Source organism: Rheinheimera sp. 4Y26, assembly GCF_025245835.1.
Classification (GTDB): domain Bacteria; phylum Pseudomonadota; class Gammaproteobacteria; order Enterobacterales; family Alteromonadaceae; genus Pararheinheimera.
Map to the genome: position 1 here is coordinate 1 of NZ_JAOBWS010000005.1, position 22,996 is coordinate 22,996.

16 protein-coding genes and 1 tRNA gene are annotated in these 22,996 nt (G+C 49.9%); 8 read left to right on the forward strand and 9 right to left on the reverse strand.

Features of this window, described 5'->3' with window-relative positions; all coding sequences use genetic code 11:
• Positions 1-73, reverse strand: a tRNA-Asn gene (locus N3Z11_RS08020).
• A 672-nt stretch (positions 74-745) separates the two neighbouring features.
• On the opposite strand from N3Z11_RS08020, the gene N3Z11_RS08025 reads away from it, so the two are divergent.
• From N3Z11_RS08025 to N3Z11_RS08035, 3 genes are all read left to right on the forward strand, one after another.
• The gene (locus tag N3Z11_RS08025; RefSeq protein WP_260656646.1) at positions 746-2,110 is read left to right on the forward strand and encodes an MATE family efflux transporter; all 1,365 of its coding nucleotides are present in this window, start codon (positions 746-748) and stop codon (positions 2,108-2,110) included.
• Positions 2,111-2,194: 84 nt separating this feature from the next.
• Positions 2,195-4,198 (forward strand): excinuclease ABC subunit UvrB, encoded by a 2,004-nt coding sequence (gene uvrB, locus N3Z11_RS08030; protein WP_260656647.1) that lies wholly within the window; start codon positions 2,195-2,197, stop codon positions 4,196-4,198.
• A gap of 207 nt (positions 4,199-4,405) precedes the next feature.
• On the forward strand, positions 4,406-5,209 hold the full coding sequence (locus N3Z11_RS08035; protein ID WP_260656648.1) for a putative porin: 804 nt from the start codon (positions 4,406-4,408) through the stop codon (positions 5,207-5,209).
• Positions 5,210-5,418: 209 nt separating this feature from the next.
• On the opposite strand, the gene N3Z11_RS08040 is transcribed toward N3Z11_RS08035, so the two are convergent.
• Positions 5,419-6,318, reverse strand: a complete 900-nt coding sequence (locus N3Z11_RS08040; protein ID WP_260656649.1) for a LysR family transcriptional regulator — start codon at positions 6,316-6,318, stop codon at positions 5,419-5,421.
• Between the two features lie 106 nt (positions 6,319-6,424).
• Here N3Z11_RS08040 and N3Z11_RS08045 point away from each other — a divergent pair, with 106 nt between their 5' ends.
• The 4 genes from N3Z11_RS08045 to N3Z11_RS08060 all read left to right on the forward strand — a co-directional run bounded on the left by N3Z11_RS08045 (position 6,425) and on the right by N3Z11_RS08060 (position 13,370).
• Positions 6,425-7,510, forward strand: coding sequence for an efflux RND transporter periplasmic adaptor subunit (locus N3Z11_RS08045; RefSeq protein ID WP_260656650.1), 1,086 nt, complete (start codon positions 6,425-6,427; stop codon positions 7,508-7,510).
• Positions 7,511-7,513: 3 nt separating this feature from the next.
• Positions 7,514-10,573: an efflux RND transporter permease subunit gene (locus N3Z11_RS08050; RefSeq protein WP_260656651.1), complete on the forward strand. Its 3,060-nt coding sequence runs from the start codon at positions 7,514-7,516 to the stop codon at positions 10,571-10,573.
• 272 nt (positions 10,574-10,845) lie between these two features.
• Positions 10,846-11,601, forward strand: a complete 756-nt coding sequence (locus N3Z11_RS08055; protein WP_260656652.1) for a substrate-binding periplasmic protein — start codon at positions 10,846-10,848, stop codon at positions 11,599-11,601.
• On the forward strand, positions 11,598-13,370 hold the full coding sequence (locus N3Z11_RS08060) for a M14 family metallopeptidase (protein ID WP_260656653.1): 1,773 nt from the start codon (positions 11,598-11,600) through the stop codon (positions 13,368-13,370). Before N3Z11_RS08055 ends, N3Z11_RS08060 begins: the two co-directional genes overlap by 4 nt.
• A gap of 108 nt (positions 13,371-13,478) precedes the next feature.
• Here the strand turns inward: N3Z11_RS08060 and N3Z11_RS08065 are convergent, their stop codons facing one another.
• From N3Z11_RS08065 to N3Z11_RS08095, 7 genes are all read right to left on the reverse strand, one after another.
• Positions 13,479-14,546, reverse strand: a complete 1,068-nt coding sequence (locus N3Z11_RS08065; RefSeq protein ID WP_260656654.1) for an efflux RND transporter periplasmic adaptor subunit — start codon at positions 14,544-14,546, stop codon at positions 13,479-13,481.
• A gap of 129 nt (positions 14,547-14,675) precedes the next feature.
• Positions 14,676-15,482 (reverse strand): tryptophan synthase subunit alpha, encoded by an 807-nt coding sequence (trpA, locus tag N3Z11_RS08070; RefSeq protein WP_260656655.1) that lies wholly within the window; start codon positions 15,480-15,482, stop codon positions 14,676-14,678.
• A 62-nt stretch (positions 15,483-15,544) separates the two neighbouring features.
• The gene (gene trpB, locus N3Z11_RS08075; RefSeq protein ID WP_260656656.1) at positions 15,545-16,795 is read right to left on the reverse strand and encodes a tryptophan synthase subunit beta; all 1,251 of its coding nucleotides are present in this window, start codon (positions 16,793-16,795) and stop codon (positions 15,545-15,547) included.
• The gene (trpCF, locus tag N3Z11_RS08080; RefSeq protein ID WP_260656657.1) at positions 16,788-18,176 is read right to left on the reverse strand and encodes a bifunctional indole-3-glycerol-phosphate synthase TrpC/phosphoribosylanthranilate isomerase TrpF; all 1,389 of its coding nucleotides are present in this window, start codon (positions 18,174-18,176) and stop codon (positions 16,788-16,790) included. The genes trpB and trpCF overlap by 8 nt, the downstream gene beginning before the upstream one ends.
• Positions 18,169-19,239 (reverse strand): anthranilate phosphoribosyltransferase, encoded by a 1,071-nt coding sequence (gene trpD / locus N3Z11_RS08085; RefSeq protein WP_260656658.1) that lies wholly within the window; start codon positions 19,237-19,239, stop codon positions 18,169-18,171. The genes trpCF and trpD overlap by 8 nt, the downstream gene beginning before the upstream one ends.
• Positions 19,236-19,853: an aminodeoxychorismate/anthranilate synthase component II gene (locus N3Z11_RS08090; protein ID WP_260656659.1), complete on the reverse strand. Its 618-nt coding sequence runs from the start codon at positions 19,851-19,853 to the stop codon at positions 19,236-19,238. Before N3Z11_RS08090 ends, trpD begins: the two co-directional genes overlap by 4 nt.
• Complete coding sequence (locus N3Z11_RS08095) at positions 19,850-21,460, reverse strand: anthranilate synthase component 1 (RefSeq protein WP_260656660.1); 1,611 nt, start codon at positions 21,458-21,460, stop codon at positions 19,850-19,852. Before N3Z11_RS08095 ends, N3Z11_RS08090 begins: the two co-directional genes overlap by 4 nt.
• Before the next feature lie 564 nt (positions 21,461-22,024).
• On the opposite strand from N3Z11_RS08095, the gene rnm reads away from it, so the two are divergent.
• On the forward strand, positions 22,025-22,948 hold the full coding sequence (gene rnm, locus N3Z11_RS08100) for an RNase RNM (RefSeq protein WP_260656661.1): 924 nt from the start codon (positions 22,025-22,027) through the stop codon (positions 22,946-22,948).
• Positions 22,949-22,996 lie beyond the last annotated feature (48 nt).

The following is a 22,996-nucleotide window of genomic DNA, read 5'->3' on the forward strand; positions in this document are numbered from 1 at the left end:
TCCCCAGGTTGGACTCGAACCAACGACCTACGGATTAACAGTCCGCCGCTCTAACCGGCTGAGCTACTGAGGAACTGTGTCTGCAACGGGGCGCCATACTAATGCGCCTATTTAAGGCTGTCAACAGTTAAACCAGCACAAATCTTTGATTCTGATTCACTTGCCGATTGTTTAGCCAAAGTGTCGAAAAAGTAACAAATGCCGCTGTTTTTTTGCTGTTTTTGTAGTGATCCAATAGCAGCAAAGATCTGATCTGGCGCCAGCCTATAGCTGGTAAGGGCTGGCGCAGGTTACTCACAGAATCTGTGGATATCTTTGTGGATGACTGGTGTCACTCCTGTGTGAAGCCAGCAATAATGCGGCTTAGCGCCAGATCAATATCTAAATTAAAAAATATATATCTTTTAAAAAACAATAACTTATTAAAAATGCTTTTTTATGGCGCGGCAAAGTGCTGCTTTTTCTGCTGCAGATGTCGGCAATATGGCAATTGTGAACTGTTTTTGTGCGATAGCCGGCTAAATTCTGCCCTTTTGATGTTTTGTTCCGGGATCTATGCCAGCTTTTATGCTGGATCCGCGCTCTGTTGAAGGCAGGGCTGCTGCTAAAGTTCAGGTGGTGGTGTTCTGCACCTGATCAAGCGTTTTATGGCTTTATCAACACAACAGATAAAAGTTGTGGCTGTTGATGGAGCTCGCTGCAACTTTTCACTACAATAGCGCACCCTTGCCTCAAGACTCCGCCTATGAGCAACACAGCTTTAAAAAAAACCGATATGACTCAGGGTGATATCCGAAGCACTTTAACCAACATGACGGTGCCTATGCTGTTTGGCATGATCACCTTAATGTCTTTTAATCTGGTCGACACTTTTTTTATCAGTATGCTGGGCACCAAAGAGCTGGCGGCAGTTAGTTTTACCTTTCCGGTGACTTTTACTGTGATTAGCCTGGCAATAGGTTTAAGTATCGGCACCTCGGCCCTGATAGCCAAAGCCCATGGCAGTGGCGATAGTTCTGCTGCGAAGGCCGATGGTCTGGCGGCGCTGTGGTTGTCTGCTTATCTGGTCGCGGCTTTATCTTTGGTCGGTTATCTCTGTATGGATCCGTTGTTTCGTCTTTTGGGGGCTAAAGACGATACCCTGCCTTTTATTCATGATTATATGAGCTGGTGGTTTGCCGGCGCGGTGTTGTTAATCACACCGATGATCGGCAATGCCGTGTTGCGTGCCGCCGGTGATACCAAAACGCCGAGTTTAATGATGGCCTGCTCTGGTCTGGTGAATGCGGTGCTGGATCCGATACTGATTTTTGGTTTTGGGCCAGTTCCTGCAATGGGCGTTGAAGGTGCGGCCATTGCCAGTTTGATTTCCTGGCTGGTGAGTTTCAGCCTGATTTTGTATCTGATCATTTACCGTCGCGGCCTGATTAACAGTGGCCATCAGCCGCTTGCTGAGTTTCTGGCGATTAGTAAACGTATTTTACATATAGGATTACCGGCAGCGGGCGCCAATATGCTGACACCGCTGGCGATGGCGATATTAACTGCTGTGATGGCAAGTTACGGCGCCCATGCAGTGGCCGCTTATGGTGTCGGCGCCCGGCTTGAAAGTATCGCCTGCTTAGTGGTGCTGGCGCTGTCGATGACTTTGCCACCTTTTGTCAGTCAGAATCTGGGAGCCGGAAAACTGGAAAGAGTGAAAACCGGTTATCAGCTTTGTATCCGTTTTGTGCTGGGCTGGCAGTTTGCGGTTTATTTGTTATTGGCTGCCGGCGCCTGGTGGATAGCGCTGTGGTTTTCTGATGATCCACAAGTGATTTCGCTGATCCGCAGTTTTATCTGGATCTTGCCTTTGGGTTACGGTTTACAAGGCATAGTGATTTTAACCAACTCCTCTTTTAATGCGCTGCATTTGCCGATGCGGGCGCTTGGCCTCAGTGTGGTGCGGCTTTTTGTGTTTTATGTGCCTATGGCCTGGCTTGGTGGCAAACTTTTTGGTGTGCTGGGCGTCTATAGTGGCGCTTTGCTGGCAAACTTTATCATTGCTGCCATTGCTTATTATTGGTTTCACAGCACCCTGGCCAATTTACAAAGGGCAAAAACGCTGTAGCAGTGCGAAGAATCCAAGGCCGTCCGGCCTTTGTGATTCAAGATATCAGGCTGGTTGCTTTTGCGTTTTTTACAGGGAAAGCTTATGTCACGCGATTTTAAACTTCATTCACCTTATCAGCCATCCGGCGATCAGCCCACCGCTATTGCGGCACTGGTAGATGGTTTAGAGGCGGGTCTGGCCCATCAGACTTTGCTTGGTGTTACCGGATCCGGCAAAACTTTTACCATGGCCAATGTGATTGCCAGGGTAAACCGGCCGACGCTCATTATGGCGCACAACAAAACGCTGGCAGCGCAACTTTATGGGGAAATGAAAGAGTTTTTCCCCGATAACGCCGTCGAATATTTTGTGTCTTATTACGACTATTACCAGCCGGAAGCTTATGTACCGGCCAGTGATACCTTTATCGAAAAAGATGCCTCCATTAACGAGCACATTGAGCAGATGCGACTGTCGGCCACCAAAGCGCTGATGGAGCGCCGTGACGTGGTGATTATCGCTTCAGTGTCCGCCATTTATGGTTTGGGTGACCCGGAATCTTATATGAAGATGCTGTTGCATCTGAAAGTGGGCGACATTGTTGATCAGCGTTTTATTCTGCGAAGGCTGGCGGAGCTGCAGTATCAGCGCAATGACATGGCGTTTGAACGTGCCACTTACCGGGTGCGTGGTGATGTGATTGATATTTTTCCGGCCGAGTCGGATGAGCTGGCGGTGCGGCTGGAACTGTTTGATGAAGAAATTGAACGTATCAGCCTGTTTGACCCATTAACAGGCGCAGTGGAAAAAGTCGTAGCGCGTTACACTATTTATCCAAAAACCCACTATGTGACGCCCAGGGAGAAGATCCTCGAAGCTGTCGACCGCATTAAAGTTGAACTGGCGGCACGGCGCGCTCAGCTGCTGGCGGAAAATAAGCTGATTGAAGAGCAGCGTATTGGCCAGCGCACCTTGTTTGATTTGGAAATGATGGTGGAGCTGGGGTACTGCTCGGGCATTGAAAACTATTCACGCTATTTATCCGGCCGCGCCGAAGGTGAACCCCCACCAACTTTGCTGGATTATTTCCCGGCCGATGGCTTGATGTTTATTGACGAATCCCATGTCACTATTTCACAAATCGGCGCCATGTATAAAGGGGATCGTTCCCGTAAAGAAAATCTGGTGAATTATGGTTTTCGCCTGCCGTCGGCACTGGATAACAGGCCGCTGAAATTTGATGAATTTGAAGCCATAGCACCACAACGTATTTATGTGTCGGCCACACCTGCAGCTTATGAGCTGGAAAAATCAGCCGGTGAAGTGGTGGAGCAGGTGGTGCGGCCAACAGGTCTGATTGACCCTGTGATTGAGATCCGTCCTGTGGCCACTCAGGTGGATGATTTATTATCTGAAGCTTATCGCTGCGCCAAACTGGGTGAGCGTATTCTGGTCACCACTTTAACCAAAAAAATGGCGGAAGATTTAACCGATTACCTGCACGAGCATAATGTCAAAGTACGTTACCTGCATTCGGATATCGACACTGTGGAGCGGGTGGAAATTATCCGCGATTTACGCCTTGGCGTTTTTGATGTGTTGGTAGGCATTAACCTGCTCCGGGAAGGTCTGGATATTCCGGAAGTGTCCCTGGTGGCTATTCTGGATGCCGATAAAGAAGGTTTTTTACGTTCTGAGCGTTCGCTTATTCAGACCATAGGCCGGGCGGCAAGGAATGTAAAAGGCAAAGCCATTTTGTATGCTGACCGCATGACGGGTTCGATGCAAAAAGCCATTGATGAAACCGAGCGGCGCCGTGCCAAACAAATGGCTTATAACGAGCAGCATGGCATTACGCCAACACAAATTTCGAAAAAAATCGGCGATGTGATGGACTTGGGCCAGGATGCAAAAAATAACCAGCCACAACAAAAAGTGGCGGAGCATCTGCAACTGGTGAAAGGCAAAACACCTTATCAGGTGCAGGCTGAGATTAAAAAATTGGAAGCGCAGATGCTGCAACATGCGAAAAATCTGGAGTTTGAACAGGCTGCAGTGCTACGTGATCAAGTTCATGCCTTAAAAGCAGGATTGCTGGAGATTTAGTAAGCTTTATTTTAGCTGAATCTGATGTTCAGCTTGTTTTTAACATAGATAAATGCAAGATATAAATTGTAAGTGGATGAATTTTAATTGTAATAAATTATATTTTGCATTTATCGGCATTATTTATTAAAAATTTTCTCTATTCAGTTTTAATTAATTTTTCTTTTGGTAAGCTTGCCCCCGTTATCTACAGCCGGAGGGCATTTTATGAAATCTTATCTTTTCCCTGTTCTTGTTCCTGCTTTGTTATCTTTGGCGTCTGCAACTGCTGTAGCCGGTTCTTATCAGTCACAAACTGATGTGAACTACGGCTGGGCCGATATCGAAGGTGCAGACTTATCTTCATGGAACCTGAAACAACGTTTTTATTTAGCACCGGTACAAACTGAAGGCGCAGTGCCTTTGGCTGAGGCGGCTTTTATGCAGCGTCAGGCCAGCCTGCACGGTACTTTCAGCCGCGACAGCGTTGAATATGGTGCTTTTGAAGCCAACAACAACAGCTGGTCTGTCGGTGGCGAGTATATGGACAGCCGTCACGACTTTTATGCATCTTTTGACTGGCGTTTTATTAACAACAGCAAAGAATATGAAGCCACCACCAAACTGGGCTTTTTTGTGCAAAACGACTGGTTAGTGACCGGTGATATTTACCATGTGAAAGATGTTGATGGCAGCACTTATCTGGAATACGGCGCCAGCACAAAAAAATTACTGGATTTAGATACCGGCGACTTTATCGCGATTACCGCCGGTATGCGTAATTTCCACCACTCAACCTGGACCGGCTACAACGTGGCTGCCGACTACTACTTTGGCAAAAACCTGTCGGTTGGCTTAGGTTATGAGTGGGATTCCAAAGGCATTTTCCAAACCGAAGCAGATGCTTATGAAGTCCGCAGTCAGTGGTTTGCCCTGCCAAACTTGGCGCTGAATGCGTCATTAAAACGTGTTGACTATCTGGATGATGAAGACGAAACCCTGTATCAGGTTGGCGCCAGCTACCGTTTCTGAGTCAGTGTGAAAAGCTTAGGTACCACAGCTCTGAGGGGAGTGGTGGTATCTGGCTGAGCTGAATGCAGACACTGCATCAAGCTAAGTGACCAATGTAGTTCCTTGCTGATTGCCCTGCTTTTGCAGGGCTTTTTTATGTAGAAGACAATGCAGCTGCAATTGCCGGTGATGTCCAGGGCAAGCGGACTGCAGAGCGCTTGATATACCGCTTAGCTGTGAACCTGCTGTTGTGATGTCCATTGTTGCCATAAAAAGTCGGCCACAGGGCCGAGCAACTGATCACGGTGTTTCACCAGATGCACTTCCCCCCGGATTGGCCCTGGCATCTCTTTGGTATAAAGCGGTAGCAGGCTGCCGTTTTCCAGCTCGGTCAGTACCTGATGCCGCGCCAGCATGCCCCAGCCTAAATCAGCCAGCAGTGCCTGTTTCATACTCTGACTGTTATTAATTTTCAGCCGCTGACTACTTTGCAGCGGCAGCAATTTACCACTGTCAAAATCAAGGGCGTTAGAGTCTGCCACCAGCTGCGGCAGCACATGCAGCTGCTGAATGCTCTGCAATGGTTCCTGCAGTCTGGCCAATAACCCCGGGCTTGCCACACATAACAGATCAAATTCGCCAATAGCCACAGGTTCAAACTGCCCCAGACTGATAAAAACCGGAAACCAGGGGCTGATAGCCAAATCGGTTTGCTGATGTTTCAGTTTTTCCAATGCCTGCAGCCGGTAATCAAAACTAATCGACAGTTCAGTCTGAGGAAATAGTTGCTGCGCCTGCAAAATAGCGGGCATTAAGGCCGAAGGTTCCACCGCTTCGTCAAAGGAAATGCGCAAACTGGCTTCAGCACCCCGGCTTAAATGTTTGGCCAGAGATTTGAGCTGTGCATGCTGATGCAGCAGCTGCTGTGCCTGCTGGTAAAAACGCTGGCCGGCTTCGGTGAGCCTTAAGCGATAGTGATTACGGTCGACTATAGTAAAGCCGCATTGCTGCTCGAGTTTTTTTAGCGCCATGCTAAGTGCAGGCTGGGTTTTGTGCAGTTGCAGTGCCGCCTGTTGCAGGCTGTCACTCTGGCTGATGGCTTGCAAAATCTGTAGGCTGGTCAGGTTCATAAGTTAATCTTATAAAGATGTGCAATAAATATAAATTTAATCTGGATGTGTTGGCTTGTATAGTGCCAGACCGAATTTGGCTGATGTTTTGATGGAGCAACCTTGCATGGGCAAAAACTTAAAGATCACCGCCTTTTTATTGGCATTGCCGTTATTGGGCTGCCAGAAAGCTGAGCAGCAACAAAGTTCAGAAGTGATCCGGCCGGTAAAATTACATCAGGTCAGTGATCTGCAGGCGCAGGCAATCCGGCAGTTTCCTGCTTTGGTGGAGCCCACCGAAAATGCCCGTCTGACCTTCAGAGTCAGCGGTAAACTAACCGAGCTTAAAGTACGGCCGGGCCAGCAGGTGAAAAAAGGTGAGTTGCTGGCAAGACTCGATGCCACTGATTTTAAATTAAAAGTTGAACAGGCGCAGGCGCGTTATCAATTATCCAAAGCGCAGTTTGACCGGGCCAATTCGTTGATTAGCCAGAAACTGGTGTCACAGGCTATGTTTGATGAAGCTAAAGCCCAGCTACAGGTGGCCGATGCTGACCTCAAAACCAGCCAGACCAATTTAAGTTACACCGAAATGTTGGCGCCTTTTAGCGGCACAGTGTCACGATCCTTAGTGGAAAACCATGAAAACGTGCAGGCACAACAGCCGGTGCTGGAGCTGCAACTGCGCGATATGGTGGATGTGGTCATTCAGGTACCGGAAGACGTGATAGCCCTGGTGAAAAAAGACGTTTCTTATCAGCCGGTGGTGGTGTTTGACTCTTACCCGGCCCATCAATACCGCGCCAGCATTAAAGAGTGGGATACCAGAGCCGACCCTGCCACCAACAGCTTTAAAGTGGTGTTCAGCATGCCAACGCCAAAAGAATTTAATGTGCTGTCTGGCATGACAGCCAATGTCATTGCTGATTTAAGCCAGTTAACCCATCAGCCGGATGCGGCGCTGTTGGTGCCGGCCACTGCGGTATTTGCCGCCAATGATGTGGCGCTTAAAGACAATCAGCGTTTTGTCTGGGTTTATCGGCCAGAAAGTCAGCAGGTAGAGCGCCGTGCTGTCACCACAGGTGAACTCACGGCCGAAGGTATTCAAATCCGCTCAGGCCTCTCTGTGGGTGAGCAAGTGGTGACTGCCGGTACCCAGCAGTTGCAGCAAGGACAAAAAGTGCGGCCATGGCAGCGTGAGCGGGGGCTGTAACAGATGGATGCTGCACATTATTTTATAAAAAATACCACCTCTTCCTGGCTGGTGGCGCTGATTTTATTAATTGGCGGCAGCTTAAGTTATCTCGGGCTTGGCCAGCTGGAGGACCCACAATTTACGCTGAAACAAGCCATGGTGATCACAAGTTACCCTGGCGCTTCGCCGCAGCAGGTGGAAGAAGAAGTCAGTTATCCGCTGGAAAATGCCATTCAGCAGTTGCCTTATGTTGACCATGTCACTTCGATTTCCACTGCCGGCACTTCACAAATTATGGTGGAGATGAAGGGCATTTACCGCAGCAAAGAGCTGAAGCAGATCTGGGATGAATTACGCCGTAAAGTGCATGATTTAACCCCACAATTGCCACCAGGCGTCAAACCGCCGATGGTCAATGATGACTTTGGTGACGTGTACGGCATGTTGTATGCCATCAGCGGCGATGGTTACAGCGATGATGAGCTGCGTGATTATGTGGACATTCTGCGCCGTGAGCTGGTGCTGGTGGACGGGGTTGGCAAAGTTTCAGTCGGTGGTGTACAGCAGGAGCAGGTGATTGTTGAAATTTCCCGCTCGCGGCTGGCGTCTTTAGGCATTCCACCGGCACAAATTGCCAGTTTATTGCAAACGCAGAATGTGGTGTCCAATGCCGGTTCGCTCAGAGTCGGGCCTGACAGTGTGCGGATTTACCCCAGTGGTGAGTTTCAGTCCGTCAAAGAGCTGGAGCAGCTGATTATCAGTAATCCGGCGGCCAAAGAGCTGATTTATCTGGGTGATGTGGCCAAAGTGTATCGCGCCAGTCAGGAAGTGCCGTCACACATAGTACGATTTGGCGGCAAACCGGCGTTAACGCTGGGCGTGTCATTCAGCAGTGGTGTCAATGTGGTGGATGTAGGACAGGCCGTAACGGCCCGTCTGGCTGAACTTGAGTACACCCGGCCTGTTGGCATGGACGTCAGCACTGTGTACAACCAGCCCTCAGAAGTGCAGGTGTCGGTCGATGGTTTTATCCTGAATCTGGTAGAAGCCGTGGTGATAGTGATCCTGGTGCTGCTGGTGTTTATGGGGCTCAAAAGTGGCTTTTTAATCGGCCTTATTTTGCTGCTGACTGTGCTGGGTACCTTTATTTTTATGCAGCAAATGCAGATTGAGCTGCAGCGTGTATCGCTGGGTGCGCTGATTATTGCGCTGGGTATGCTGGTCGATAACGCCATTGTGATTGTTGAAGGTATTCTGATTGGCATGCAAAAACGGCTGCCGCTGAGATCGGCCGCATCACAGATAGTGCGGCAAACCCAGTGGCCTTTGTTGGGCGCTACTGTGATTGCCGTGACTGCTTTTGCACCTATCGGGCTTTCCAGTGACGCCACGGGCGAATTTGCCGGCAGCTTGTTCTGGGTGTTATTAATCAGTCTGTTATTAAGCTGGGTCACTGCTATTACCCTGACGCCGTTTTTTGCCAGTTTATTGTTTAAACAGCCGCAAAGTGTCGACAGTCATACGCAGGAAGACGCTTTATACCGTGGCCTGATTTTCGACCTTTACCGGCGGTTATTAAGCCTGGTGCTGCGTTACAGAGTGGCCAGTTACGGCGTCATGTTATTGTTGTTGGTGTTGGCGATACTGGGCTTTGCCAAAGTAAAACAGGTGTTTTTCCCGGCCTCCAATACACCGATGTTTATGGTGGATTTATGGCAACCTGCCGGTACTGATATCCGCCAGTCGCTGGAAGATAACCAGCTGGTATCGGCCTTTTTACAGCAACAGCCGGAAGTGACAGCTGTGACTGCAACCATAGGCCGGGGCGCTGATCGTTTTATGCTGACCTACCAGCCGGAAAAAATTTACCCATCTTACAGCCAGCTGATAGTGCGGGTACAGGATAAAAGCCAGTTAGAGCCTGTGATGCTGAAGCTGCGTGACTTTATTTTGCAGCAGCACCCGAGGTTACAGCAAAAATTAAAACGGCTGGAAGTGGGGCCTTCAACAGCGGCCAAACTTGAAGCGAGATTCAGCGGGCCGGACCCGGATGTGCTGCGTGCGCTTGGTGAAGAAGCCAAAGCTGTGATGCAAAAAGACGCTGGCGCCACCAATATCCGTGATGACTGGCGTGAGCGGGTGAAGGTCATTCGGCCTGTGTTTAACGAAGCTGTGGCGCGCCGTGCCGGTATTACCAAGCAGGATATCGATGATGTGCTACTGACCCACGTCAGCGGCAAAACTGTGGGTATTTACCGCGACGGTACCCATTTATTGCCTATTATCAGCCGGCCACCGCTCAATGAACGCAGCAGTGTCGACAGCTTAAAAGATTTACAGATCTACAGCCCGAAAATTGGCCGTTATATTCCTATCAGTCAGGTAGTCAGCAGTTTTGAGTTGGTGTGGGAAGACCCACAAATTATGCGCCGGGATCGCAAACGCACCCTGACGCTGATGGCTGATCACGATATTTTAAGCAACGACACTGCAGCCAACTTATTAAAAAGGGTGAAACCACAGATTGAAGCCATTCCGTTGCCGACCGGCTACAGCTTAAGTTGGGGCGGCGAGCTGGAAGCCCAGACCAAAGCGCAAAAGGCCTTGTTTGGCTCTTTACCGCTGGGGTATCTGGTGATGTTTGTGATCACTGTGCTGCTGTTTAATTCCAGCCGCGATGCCCTGGTGATCTGGGCTTGTGTGCCGCTGGCCATTATTGGTGTAACCCTTGGTTTGTTGCTGATTGGTGTACCTTTTGGTTTTATGGCGCTGCTGGGCTTTTTAAGTTTATCCGGCATGCTGGTGAAAAACGGCATAGTGCTGGTGGATCAGATCCGGCTTGAGCTCAGTGAAGGCAGGGCAGCATTTGACGCAGTGTTCCATTCCGCTGTAAGCAGGGTGCGACCTGTGGCCATGGCGGCTATTACCACCATACTGGGTATGATCCCGTTGGTGGGCGATGACTTTTTTGCCAGTATGGCGGTGGTGATTATGTTTGGTTTGGGTTTTGCCACCATCTTAACTTTGTTGTTCTTACCGCTGTTGTATTGCTCTGTGTACCGCATCAAAACGCCGGCCTGAGTGCATACGATGGCGTGAGTGCAAACGTCGGCGTGAGTGCATACGATGGCGTGAGTGCAGCAAGATTGAGTCATTTGACCCGCTGATGCGCTGACATGAACAAGAGCCTGATCTCAGGCTCTTTTTTTACCTGATGTTTCAAAGACTGCGGGCTCATGTTGCCGGATAAAGCAGCAGACACTTTGCTAAATCAGTCTGTTTCCCAAAGGCGGCTATACATTTTTGTCGCCTTGCCTTAGGCTGAACATCCTGTCGTTCGATCGGTGAGCCTGATGAAGTTGTTGTCTTTGCCTTTTTGGCTGATCCCATTAGCAGTACTCTGGCTGCAGAGTGCTGCGGCTTCTGAGCAACCACTTACATTGGTGGTTGATAGTTATCCACCTTATATTGACGAGCTTGCAGAGCCACAAGGCGTGCTGACACATTTGGTGCAGCAGGCTTTTCAAAGCAGTGGTGTTGCCACCAAAGTACAATTTATGCCTTGGCAGAATGTACCAATAGCAGCGCAGCAGCCCAATACCGCTTCTTTTTTATGGTTTAAAACCAATCAACTGGAACAGGACTGGTTATTTTCCGATGCCCTGGTAGACATTAAACAACAACTGATAGGGCGGGTGGAGCAGGATTTTAGCCCTGAACGCTGGGATGAACTGCGCCCCTATCGTCTGGGGGTAACTGCCAACTATTTTTATGGGGCTGAATTTGATGCCATCAGAGGTGAAATAACGCTGGAAACTGCGGTGTCTGATTACATCAGTCTGCAGAATTTGTTGTCAGGCAAAGTGGATTTTGTGCTGATGGATCCGGTGGTGGCGCATCAACTGTTACAGCAGATGCCAACACCAACAGCAAAAGTTAGGTATCTGTCGAAACCAGCCTTGACAGTGCAGCGCGCTTATCTGGTATGTTCACGCAACTATTTGCCTTGCAGTGACATTATCCGCAAATTTAACCAGGGCCTTGCCAGACAGCGTAAGGCCGGTCTTGATCAAAAACTACTTGGTGCCGGAGTGACCTTTTCCCGATGAAAACTTTGTATTTAGCTGTGTTGGCGGCACTGGCATTGCCTGTGTTTGCTGACAACCATTTGCCACCTGTTGCCGCCTGGCAAGGAGCTTCAGAAAGTCTGATCCAGCCGGCTCATCCCTGGGTGACTCCGGCTGAACTGACGGGCCTGACCGACAGCCCGGATTATCAAAGCACCATGACTTATCTGAAAAAACTGGTGGAAAGCGCGCCTTCACTGCGCCTCGAAGTTCTGGGTCAAAGCCCGCAGGGGCGCGATATAGTGCTGGTCAAAGCCAGCCAGCAACCGGATTTAATTGGCCGCTCCGGCCGGCCTACCTTATTGGTGCAGGCCGGTATTCACAGCGGTGAAATTGACGGCAAAGACGCTGGCCTGATGTTGCTGCGGGACATAGTCCATGGTGACAAAGCGGCACTTTTAAACAACGTTGACTTGTTGTTTATTCCGATTTTGTCGGTGGATGCCCATGAAAGGCGTGGCAGTTTTAACCGGATGAATCAGCGTGGGCCTGCCATTCAGGGCTGGCGCAGTACAGCACAGAATCTGAATATCAACCGCGATTATGCCAAAATTGACAGCCCTGAAGTGCGGGCTGTACTCAAGGCCATTAATCAGTATCAGCCTGATTTATATCTGGATATTCATGTCACCGACGGTGAGGATTATCAATACGACATCACTTATGGTTTTAATGAACCTTTTGCCAGTTTAAGCCCGAACGGAGCCAGTTGGCTATCGCAGGTGTACCGCCCGGCTATTGATAAAGCGTTAAGCCGCCAGGGCCATATTCCCGGGCCTCTGGTGTTTGGTCTGGACCCGCAGGATTTCAGCAAGGGCCTATCCGGCTCGACTTCAACACCAAGGTTCTCCAATGGTTATGGTGATGTACGGCATTTGCCGACAGTGTTGGTGGAAAACCATAGTTTAAAACCCTATAAACAGCGGGTGCTGGGCACCTATGTGATGCTGGAACAAACGCTGAAGTTATTGCAGGAACAAGGCAAAGTTTTACAACTGGCGAAAAAAGCCGATGAAAATGCGCGGCCACAACAACAGGTGCTGGCATTTAAAGCAGCTGAGCAGCCTGATCTTATCCAGTTTAAAGGCATTCGTTATGAGCTGGTGCAAAGTGACATTCTCAAAGGCCCTTATGTAAAATGGACAGGAGAGCCTAAAGAATACAAAGACTTACCTGTATATTGGGAAAAAGTGCCGGCGCAGGAAGTGGAAGTGCCCAAAGCTTATTGGATCCCGCCGCAATATCAGGATGTGATAGAGCGCCTGGCGCTGCATGGCGTGAAAATGAGTAAAATCAGCAGTGCCAAAACGCTGGAGTTGCAGCAGCTGGTCGCTTCTGAACCCAGGTTTGCCGAAAAACCTTTTGAAGGCCGTTTTGGCGTCAGCGCCAGTTTCGACACACGCTGGCAGAATGTCAGTTTGCCGGCAGGTTCTGTGCGCGTCAGCACCGATCAGCCGTTAGGTGCACTGGCGGTGGCATTATTACAACCCCAGGCGCCAGACTCTTTTTTCAGCTGGGGTTTTTTCCACGGTATGTTTGAACGCACCGAATATTTTGAAACTTATGCTTTAATTCCGTGGATTGAACAGCAGTTAAAAACCGACACCAAGCTCAAACAAGCTTTTGCTGAGGCGGAAAAACAGGATGACAAACTGAAAAAAGATGGCCGGGCCAGACTGAACTGGTTTTATCAGCGTTCACCTTTTTATGATCAGAGTTACCTGAAATACCCGGTGCTGTTGGAGCGTTAAGCCAAAGCCGTATTTGTGGAATAGCCCGTAAAAAAGCCGCTTTTTAAAGCGGCTTTTTCTTTGTGTTTTTGCAGCGAAATAGAAATCCGGGCAGGCTTCTTTGCTGGCTTAAGGGGGCGGTGGCGAGTCGCGGCTCACCAGTTCCACCCGCTGGCCATTATTCAGCCCTTGCTGACCACGGACCACCAGCTGATCACCGGGCTTAATATCTGACTGAATAATATAATAATTGTCGGTACTACCCAGCACATCTACATCCAGCCTTTCAACAGTGCCGTTTTCTTTGACCCGCCAGCTGTGGTAAGTAATGCCTTCGAGTTCAATAGCATCAGACGGCACCTTGGCAATATTATTGGCCTTCACTGCCATGGTGATTTCCTGACGATAACCCACCAGTATGTCTCTTTTATCTTTGGCCGGATGGTCAAAATATAAAATCAGGTTATCTGAGGTGGCGTCCAGCTGCTGACTGACTTCCCGCAATTTTAAAGGTTTGCCATTAAAGTCGAATCTGTGGCCTTTCAGTGCCACCACATTCTGATAAGCCATCACTGGCAATTTACATTCCAGCTGTTTGTTCTGTGTCGACATCAGCTGCAAAATGGGCTGGCCTTCCGCCAGCTGAGCGCCGGGTTCTGAATTGACCGCAACCACCTGAGCGTCAAAAGGCGCATAGTGTTTAAGTCTTTTATGCCTTGCTTCGGCCAGTTTCAGCTCCAGCTCCAGCCGCTGCATTTTCAGGCTGGCGCTGTCCAGTTGTAATTTAAACTTGTTCATTTCCGCCGAAGATGCCAGGCCTTTTTTGCCCAGCATAGCGGCGCGGTTAAATTCGTCGGCGGCAAAAGCCTTTGCCACCCGCGCCGATTCAATGTCGGTGCGGATAAGCTCTATTTGTTGATTGAGATAAATATCGTCCTGGCGCGCCACCAGCTGGCCCTTTTTCACCGAAGTGCCCACCGGCAACAATTCCAGCAATTCAGCACTGGCGTGGCTGGCAATACGGTGGGTGACAGGGGCAGCCACCACACAAGGCAAAGTATGGGTCACGTCGCTGTTATGGTGTAAAGCCGGTTCAATCGATACTTTTTTGACCGTAGCCAACACCGCAAAACTCGGGCTGAGCCCAGAGGCCAACAAGGCGCATACAACAGCAGCTTTGGGCATTTTTAACAACATCCGGCAACTCCATAACGTCAGCAGCGCCCGGGCGCTGCTGCAAAAGTGGCCATTTTAACCGCTAATCAGGCTTTCGTCAGGCGGTTTTATCGCCTGACAAGGGGGTTCTGCCCTTTAAGCTGAAATGATTCAGCCCTGGGTTGCCGCTTTCATCGCTGCGACAAAACCGGCAAGCTCAGCCAGCAGAACTGCGGGCTCGCCCTGATGCTGCTCGATGATTTGCACTATGGCAGAGCCTGAGATAGCACCGGCGGCGCCAGCGGCCAGGGCGGCTTTCACATGCTCCGGTTTGGAAATACCAAATCCAAGCAAAGTGGGGGCTGCGTTAACGTCTTTGAGCTGTTGCACCAACTGTGCCGCCGGCATAGCTGCAGCCGTTTCAGTACCTGTAACACCAGCGCGGCTTAACAAATAGGTGTAACCACGGCCATAGCTTGCCAGTTCATTCAAACCGTCTCTGTCGATGTTCGGCGGTGCGATAAAAATCTGGGCTATATCATGTTGCTGCGCTGCCTTTCTGAACATCTGACTTTCATGCAGCGGCACGTCGGCAATCAATATTGAATCCACACCTGCTGTTTTGGCTTGCTGGTAAAAATGCTCTATACCACGGGCCATCACCAGGTTGCTGTACAGCAATAAACCAATAGGAATATCGGCATCATAAGCGCGGATTTTGGCAATGAGATCAAAACATTGTGCTGGCGTCACCCCGGCCGCCAAAGCACGGATATTGGCGTTTTGAATGGTCGGGCCATCTGCAATAGGGTCGGAAAACGGAATGCCCAGCTCTAAAGCGTCAGCGCCGTTGTCAATCAGCGTTTTGATAATGGCAAAAGACAATTCCAGCGAAGGGTCGCCGATAGTGACAAAAGGCACAAAAGCACCCTGACGGGCTTCTTTTAAACGTTTGAACATCAAATCATAACGTAACATATTCAATCCTTTCTTTATTTGCTCTGATGCAGGCGCTGTTATTTGCTCTGATGCTGACGCTTTTATTTGCTCTGATGCTGGCGCACAGCGGCCTGCTCATCCAGTTGTCTTTGGGCAATATCTGCCGCCTGATGCTCAGCCAGCACTGCCATCACATGGCCTAAATCTTTATCCCCCCGGCCGGATAAATTCACTAACAGCACAGTAGGCTCTGTGGCAGCTTCGGCCATTTTTAAGGCATGGGCCAAAGCGTGTGAGCTTTCCAGTGCCGGAATAATACCTTCTGTTTTAGCCAGCAACTGAAAGGCCGCCAAAGCTTCATCATCATTAATGGCAACATACTGGGCACGGCCAATAGAGGCTAAATAGGTATGTTGTGGGCCAACAGCCGGGTAATCTAAACCCGCTGAAATGGAATAAGACTCTTCAATCTGGCCGTCTGGAGTTTGCATAATCGCGGTATAGGCGCCGTGCAAAATACCAAAACTACCGGTTGAAAGTGCAGCACCATGCTGATGGGTGTTGATGCCCATGCCACCCGGCTCTACACCAATCAGTTTGACTTCTTCGTGCGGAATAAAATCGGCAAACATGCCGATAGCGTTGGAGCCACCACCAACACAAGCTAGCACTGCATCCGGCAATTTGCCTTCAGCTCGCAGAATTTGTTGTTTGGCTTCTTCGCCAATCATCTTCTGAAATTCGCGCACTATGGTCGGGAATGGATGCGGGCCGGCCGCGGTGCCGAGCAGATAATGGCTGGTGGCATAACTGGCCGACCAGTCGCGCATGGCTTCGTTTACTGCATCTTTTAATGTGCCTGAGCCAGCGGTAACCGGAATCACAGTGGCGCCCATCAGTTTCATCCGGAACACATTGGGTGCCTGACGTTCAATATCTTTGGCGCCCATATAAATTTTGCAGTTAAGGCCTAACAAGGCGCAGGCTAAAGCAGTGGCCACACCATGCTGACCTGCGCCGGTTTCGGCGATGATGTCTTTTTTGCCCATGCGTTTTGCCAAAAGCGCCTGACCCAGCACCTGATTGGTTTTATGCGCGCCGCCATGTAATAAATCTTCGCGTTTTAAATAAATTTTCACCAGCGGATTGGGACTGATATTGCGGCATAAAGTCAGCGGTGTCGGCCGGCCGGCGTAATGGGTTAGCAAATGCTGGAATTCAGCTAAAAATGCCGGATCCTTTTGCGCATCAACAAAAGCCTGCTCCAGCTGACGCAGCGCCGGTACCAATAATTGCGGTACAAACATACCGCCGTATTCACCAAAATAAGGGTTTAATAAAGGCTTAGTCATAACTGAATTCTCTGATCTGTTGAAAAGCAATGGCAATTTTGGCCGGATCTTTGACGCCAGGGGCGCTCTCCAGGCCTGAGTTCATATCAAGGCCGGCAACCGGCAAGGGCAGGGCTTCTGCCACATTGTCCGGGCTTAAACCACCGGCCAGCAGCAGTTTGTTGTCAAAATCCTGTGCGAACTGCTGTTGCAGCAGCGCCCAGTCAAAACGAACCCCGGTGCCACCTGGTAATCCCTGCTGGTAACTGTCCAGCACTATTTTGTCGGCAAGCTGGCTAAACACCGGCAGTTTGTCTTTTACTCTATAGGCTTTCCAGATGGCGGTGTGCGCCGGTAATAAAGTGCGAAGCGCGCGCAGGTAATCGTCATCTTCATCACCATGCAGTTGCACCGCGCTTAACTGCAGCTCTTTGGCAATCAGCGCCACTTGTTCGATGCTTTCAGTGACAAAAACACCAACAAAATTCAGTGGCGCCGCCGCAACTATAGCGGCCGCCTGTGCCAGAGTTACAGCACGGGGCGAGGCCGGATAAAAAATCAGTCCGCCATAATAAGCACCGGCCTGATATGCAGTTTTTGCCTGTTGTGCATTGGTTAAACCACAGACTTTGTGCGTGCCAAGCACCAAAGCACGCACCGCGTTTTCCAGGTCCGGCTCAGCCATTAAGGCGCTGCCGACCAAAAAGGCTTTGGCCACTTTACGCAGCTTTCGCACCTGAGGATTAAAATAAATACCGGATTCAGATACGACAGGGGTACCGGGCGGGATCAGCCTGGCAAGGCGGAAACTGGTGTCTAAGTTGGTGGTTAAAGTGCGTAAGTCGCGGTTATTAATGCCAATGAGCTCAGCTTTGAGTGCCACAGCACGCAAGGTTTCTTCTTCATTACTGACTTCCGTCAGCACCGTCATGCCAAGCTCGTGCGCAACTTTGGCCAGGCTCTGGTATTCCTCGTCTGATAACACCGACAACATCAGCAGCACTGCATCGGCACCATAAAACCGGCCTAAATAAATCTGATACGGGTCGATAATAAAATCTTTGTGCAAAAGCGGCTGGCTGACTTTTTGCCGCATGCTGGCAAAATAGCTGTAACTGCCCTGAAAAAACTTTTCGTCGGTCAGTACCGAAATACAATCCGCGTATTTGCCATACACAGCGGCAATTTCGTCTAAATCAAAATTGGCACGAATTAAACCTTTGGAAGGTGAGGCTTTTTTACATTCCAGAATAAAACGGGCTCCTGGCTGTAACAGCGCCTGTAAAAAGCTGCGGGATGTTGGTTTTACCTCGCTCATAAAAGTCGCAAGCGGCTGACTGATTTTGCGCTCACTGACTTCTAACCTTTTGTGGGCAATAATATTTTTTAACACGTTAGCCATAACTGGCCTCCTGTAACAACGCTAGGGGTCGCATGGCTGCGTCTGTTTGTAAAAGTGCTAAAACTTGCTGGCAATTGGCGGCTAAATCTTCGCCCCGGCCACAAATTTTCAGCATTGCGGCCACATTGGCGGCAATAGCGGCCTGATGCGCCTCTGGTGCTGAACCCTGTAAAATGGCCAGGCTGGCCGCAGCGTTATGGCTTGGGTCACCGCCTTTGAGTGCACTGAGTGGTTGTGGCGCCAGGCCAAAATCTGCTGCTGTTAAGCTAAATTCAAAAAGCTCGCCATCACGCACTTCACACACCTGAGTCACACCATGCAAAGCAATTTCATCACAACCGGCGCCATGCACCACCCAGGCGCGTTTAACGCCCAGCTGTTTAAGCGCTTGTGCCATCACTTTGCACAGTTTGGCGTCGTACACGCCAAGCAGCTGAAAATCCGGTGCGGCAGGGTTTAGTAAAGGCCCCAGCAGGTTAAATAAAGTGCGGGTTTTAAGGGCTGTGCGTACCGGCATGGCATGGCGGATGCCCGGGTGATACAAGGGTGCAAATAAAAAGCTGACACCGGCTTTATCCAAAGCAGTGGCTGCTTGCTGCGGGCTCATCTGAATATTCACGCCAAGTTTTTCAAATAAATCGGCCGAACCACTTTGCGATGACACACTGCGGTTGCCGTGTTTGCTGACGACAAGGCCCATAGCAGCAGCGACAATAGCGGCTGTGGTAGAGATATTAATAGTGTTGCTACCATCACCGCCTGTGCCGCAGCAGTCAATACTCTGGGTGTTAGTCAGCGGCAAGGCGGTTGCAGCGGCTCGAAAGGCCAGAGCTGCACCAGCAATTTCGTCGGCCGTTTCGCCTTTGAGTTTAAGCGCTACCAGCACTGCCGATAACAGTACAGGCTCCACTAAACCAGCGGCTACTGCAGCAAAAAAGGCTTCACTTTGGGCTTGTGTCAGCGCTTCGCCAGCCAGCAGCTGGTGCAAAAAGGGCTGGGCGTTAAAGTTGTTTTCCACTGCTGTAGCCTGAGTCTGGGCTGGCGCTTGAGTGATCGCTGTCATTCGCCACCTCCCAGATAAGCCAGGCTTTGCGCCAATAAAGGTTTACCCATAGTCGTTAAAATCGACTCCGGATGAAACTGAAACCCCAGTACCTTGTGCTCTGCATGGAAAATGGCCATCGGAATATGCTGATAGCGTGCAATCACCTGCAGGCTGTCTGGGACCTGAGTGGCCATTAATGAGTGATAACGTGCCACCGCAAAAGGCCTTGGCAGGTTATCAAACACCGGGTGTTCGTTAAGCTCAATCAGGGAGGTTTTACCATGTACAGTTTCACCGGCACGCCCAACGGTGCCACCATAATGCTCCACCAGCGCCTGATGACCCAGGCAAATGCCAAGCATCGGGAACACACCGGCGCAAAGCTGAATCAGCTCTGGCATAGAACCGGCTTCGGACGGCGCGCCTGGGCCAGGGGACAATAACAACAGTACTTTGTTGGTTTTGGCGTCTTGCTGCATTTTGGCAAAAATAAACTCAGCCGGTACCGTATTACGGTACAGCTTTAATTCACAATGAAGCTGCGCCAGTTCATCCACCAGGTTGTAGGTAAAAGAGTCTTTGTTATCCAGCAGATAGACGATGGTTTTGCTGGCCATTGTTGCTGTACTCATTGTGCACCTCCGGCAGCCAGAATTGCGGTCACGACCGCCTGGGCTTTACTGCGGGTTTCGTCGGCTTCGGCTTTGGCGATGGAGTCGTAAACCACACCGGCGCCGGCCTGAATATAAGCGGTGCCCGCTTCAACGTAGGCACTGCGAATCACAATACAGCTGTCAAAATCGCCGTTACCGGATAAATAACCTACAGCACCGCCATAACTGCCACGGCGTTTGCCTTCTACTTGCCGGATAAGCTCCGCCGCCCGCACTTTGGGCGCTCCCACTAAAGTACCCATATTCATACAGGCCTGATAAGCGTGCAGTGCATCCAGCTGTGGTTTTAAAGTGCCTACTACTCTGGACACCAAATGCATCACATAAGAATAACGGTCGACTTTCAATAGCTCTTTGACATAACGGCTGCCTGGTACACTGATCCGCGCCACGTCGTTACGGGCTAAATCCACCAGCATTAAATGTTCAGCTTTTTCTTTATCGTCTTGCCTGAGCTCCAGCTCAATGCGGCTGTCTAAATCGCGGTCAATCTGGCCTTGTGCATTAAAACCACGGCGTCTGGTGCCGGCGATAGGGTAAATTTCCACCTGACGGCTTTGGGCATCAAATTTCAGCGCAGACTCTGGCGAGGCACCAAAGAGGATAAATTCGCGGTCACGCAGGAAAAACATATAAGGGCTGGGATTTTGTTGTTTCAGTTTGGCGTAAGCGGCAAGCGGATTAGCACAAGGCAAGCTAAAACAGCGGCTTGGCACCACCTGAAACACATCACCTGCAACGATGTTTTCTTTCAGGTTTTCTACCTGAGCAATAAAAGCGGCATCGTCGATATCCACTTTGACCGCCGAAGTTTGTTGTAACTGGTGCTGCAACAGGTCCGGGGTTTTGTTTTGTGCTGCGGCAGTGTTTTGCTCTGTCAGCATCTGGCTCAGTTGCTCCAGCCTGTTACCCACCACAAAACAATTGGCCATGGCGCCTTCACCACAAAAAATATTGCCAATTAAGCGGCTTTGTTGTGCCTGATGGTCCAGCACTAACAAGGTTTCAGCCACATAAAATAAATAATCCGGGCAGCGGTTATCACCTGTTGGCACTTCGGGCAGCTGCTCCACAGTGGCCACCATGTCATAACCAATGACACCGCCTAAAAAGATGGCAAAAGGCTCATTGCTGTGGCTAAACAGTTCGTGCTGCAAAACCCGCAAAACATCAAAAGGGTTAGCAGCGATGAGTTTGCTGTCTTCATCCAGCAACGGGTCAGGGCGGTTAAACTGGCAAATCAGCGCAGAAGCATCGTCGGCCAGACGTAAGCTGGCTTTGCCTTGTAACTTGTGGTGTAAAAAGGGCAGCAGCAGTTTGCCGTTGTCGGTAATGGCCTCAACTGTCACTTGCCCGCCGTTACATTCAATACGCAGCGCGGCATCCAGTAACATCAGGCTTTTAAGATTGTCTTTGCTGTCAATTTCGGCAGATTCAAGCAGCAATGAATATCGGCTTTGCCCTGCTAAATGCTGGTAACAGGCCAGCGGGTCGGCCTGATAAGGCACTGTCTGGCTAATGCTGGCCACCTGGCCGGCTTGTTGGGTGATATGGCTGAAAATCATGGTCTTTCCTTACAAAACCCGCTGTGGCGGGCTGATCCGCGGCTGGTACCGCAAGGATCAATGGCTGTTAATTACAATAGTCCAAAGCAGGGCCTGTGCCCCCAACTGAAAATTGCCACCATCGCCAGGAAATTAACGCTACTAAGCTCATGTTTTTAATCCTAATTTATTTCGTTTATCGTTTTAACATCAAAAAAAAAGCCCGTTTGCTGAAAACGGGCTCTTGGGGTTTATTCAGGGTAAACAACACCAACACACGCCCGTTAAGGAGTATGCCACCACCAGTTGGTTAAGGTTGTTTGTAACATCATACTGAAGTACACCCTGTAAAAGTCTGCCCCTATCAAACCGCATAAGCTTAGGTTTCGTCAAGCTGGATTTGGCATAAAAACAAAATAAAACGTATAAAAGTCTGGACGGCTCTGCTTTGCGGCTTATCCGGCAACAACTGCGGGGGGCACTTGATGTTGCCAACAAACTGATGATGCTTGCTGAGGTACTATTTATGACGCTGTTCAGGCTGCTTTTGTGGCACAATGGCGGCCGTTTTAATCGAGACTCAATATGAAAATAGATTTACACAGCCACACTTTTTGCTCCGACGGCATTTTAAGCCCACAAGATTTAGTGGAGCGCGCTGTTGCGCAAAAAATAAATGTGCTGGCCATTACCGATCATGACACTGTGGCTGGCCTGGCGACAGCTGCTGCACATATTGCTTCGCAGCAACTGCCGCTGCAGCTGATTGATGGTGTGGAAATCTCCACCTCATGGTACGAATTTGAAATTCATATTGTCGGTTTGCACATCAACCCAAATGACAGCGAATTGTTGCTTAGGTTACAAAGCCAGCAACAACTCCGGCTGGAGCGCGCCACTGAAATGGCCAGGCGTTTAACCAAATTTCAGGTGCCGGATTGTCTACCAGCCGTGCTGGAGCTCGCCAATGGCGCAGCATTGACCCGCACCCATTTTGCCCGCCATCTGGTGAATATTGGCAAAGCCAGTTCAATGAATAATGTGTTTAAAAAATATCTGGCGCGTGGCAAAGCTGGTTATGTGCCGAATAACTGGGTGGATTTAGCCACAGCAGTAAAGTGGATCCACGACGCCGGTGGCGTGGCAGTGCTGGCGCATCCTTTAAAATACAATCTCAATGGCAAGTGGCTGACAAAACTGATGCGCGAATTTGCTTTGGCTGGCGGTGATGCTGCTGAAGTGGCGTCGCCGCAGCAAACGCCGGTGCAAAAACGCGAAATTTGGCGGCTTTGCCAGTTGTTTGAACTCAAAGCTTCAGTCGGCTCAGATTTCCATCAGCCAACGCAGTGGAATGAACTGGGTCGGGGTTTATATATGACCGACGATATTATTCCCATCTGGCAAGACTGGCAGTTGAAAACCTTGGGTCATGCCCTGGCCGATGCTGAGCTTGCAACTGACATCAATATCGATGAAACCGCTGAAGAATTTTTGCCTTTGCCGCAATAACAGCTGGCTTGAATATTAGCTAAATCCTTGCTATTGCTAATAAAACCG

Coding starts and splice junctions, on each gene's coding strand:
- N3Z11_RS08025 (WP_260656646.1), top strand. CDS start 746: ATGAGCAACACAGCTTTAAAAAAAACCGATATGACTCAGGGTGATATC.
- uvrB (WP_260656647.1), top strand. CDS start 2,195: ATGTCACGCGATTTTAAACTTCATTCACCTTATCAGCCATCCGGCGAT.
- N3Z11_RS08035 (WP_260656648.1), top strand. CDS start 4,406: ATGAAATCTTATCTTTTCCCTGTTCTTGTTCCTGCTTTGTTATCTTTG.
- N3Z11_RS08040 (WP_260656649.1), bottom strand. CDS start 6,318: ATGAACCTGACCAGCCTACAGATTTTGCAAGCCATCAGCCAGAGTGAC.
- N3Z11_RS08045 (WP_260656650.1), top strand. CDS start 6,425: ATGGGCAAAAACTTAAAGATCACCGCCTTTTTATTGGCATTGCCGTTA.
- N3Z11_RS08050 (WP_260656651.1), top strand. CDS start 7,514: ATGGATGCTGCACATTATTTTATAAAAAATACCACCTCTTCCTGGCTG.
- N3Z11_RS08055 (WP_260656652.1), top strand. CDS start 10,846: ATGAAGTTGTTGTCTTTGCCTTTTTGGCTGATCCCATTAGCAGTACTC.
- N3Z11_RS08060 (WP_260656653.1), top strand. CDS start 11,598: ATGAAAACTTTGTATTTAGCTGTGTTGGCGGCACTGGCATTGCCTGTG.
- N3Z11_RS08065 (WP_260656654.1), bottom strand. CDS start 14,546: ATGTTGTTAAAAATGCCCAAAGCTGCTGTTGTATGCGCCTTGTTGGCC.
- trpA (WP_260656655.1), bottom strand. CDS start 15,482: ATGTTACGTTATGATTTGATGTTCAAACGTTTAAAAGAAGCCCGTCAG.
- trpB (WP_260656656.1), bottom strand. CDS start 16,795: ATGACTAAGCCTTTATTAAACCCTTATTTTGGTGAATACGGCGGTATG.
- trpCF (WP_260656657.1), bottom strand. CDS start 18,176: ATGGCTAACGTGTTAAAAAATATTATTGCCCACAAAAGGTTAGAAGTC.
- trpD (WP_260656658.1), bottom strand. CDS start 19,239: ATGACAGCGATCACTCAAGCGCCAGCCCAGACTCAGGCTACAGCAGTG.
- N3Z11_RS08090 (WP_260656659.1), bottom strand. CDS start 19,853: ATGAGTACAGCAACAATGGCCAGCAAAACCATCGTCTATCTGCTGGAT.
- N3Z11_RS08095 (WP_260656660.1), bottom strand. CDS start 21,460: ATGATTTTCAGCCATATCACCCAACAAGCCGGCCAGGTGGCCAGCATT.
- rnm (WP_260656661.1), top strand. CDS start 22,025: ATGAAAATAGATTTACACAGCCACACTTTTTGCTCCGACGGCATTTTA.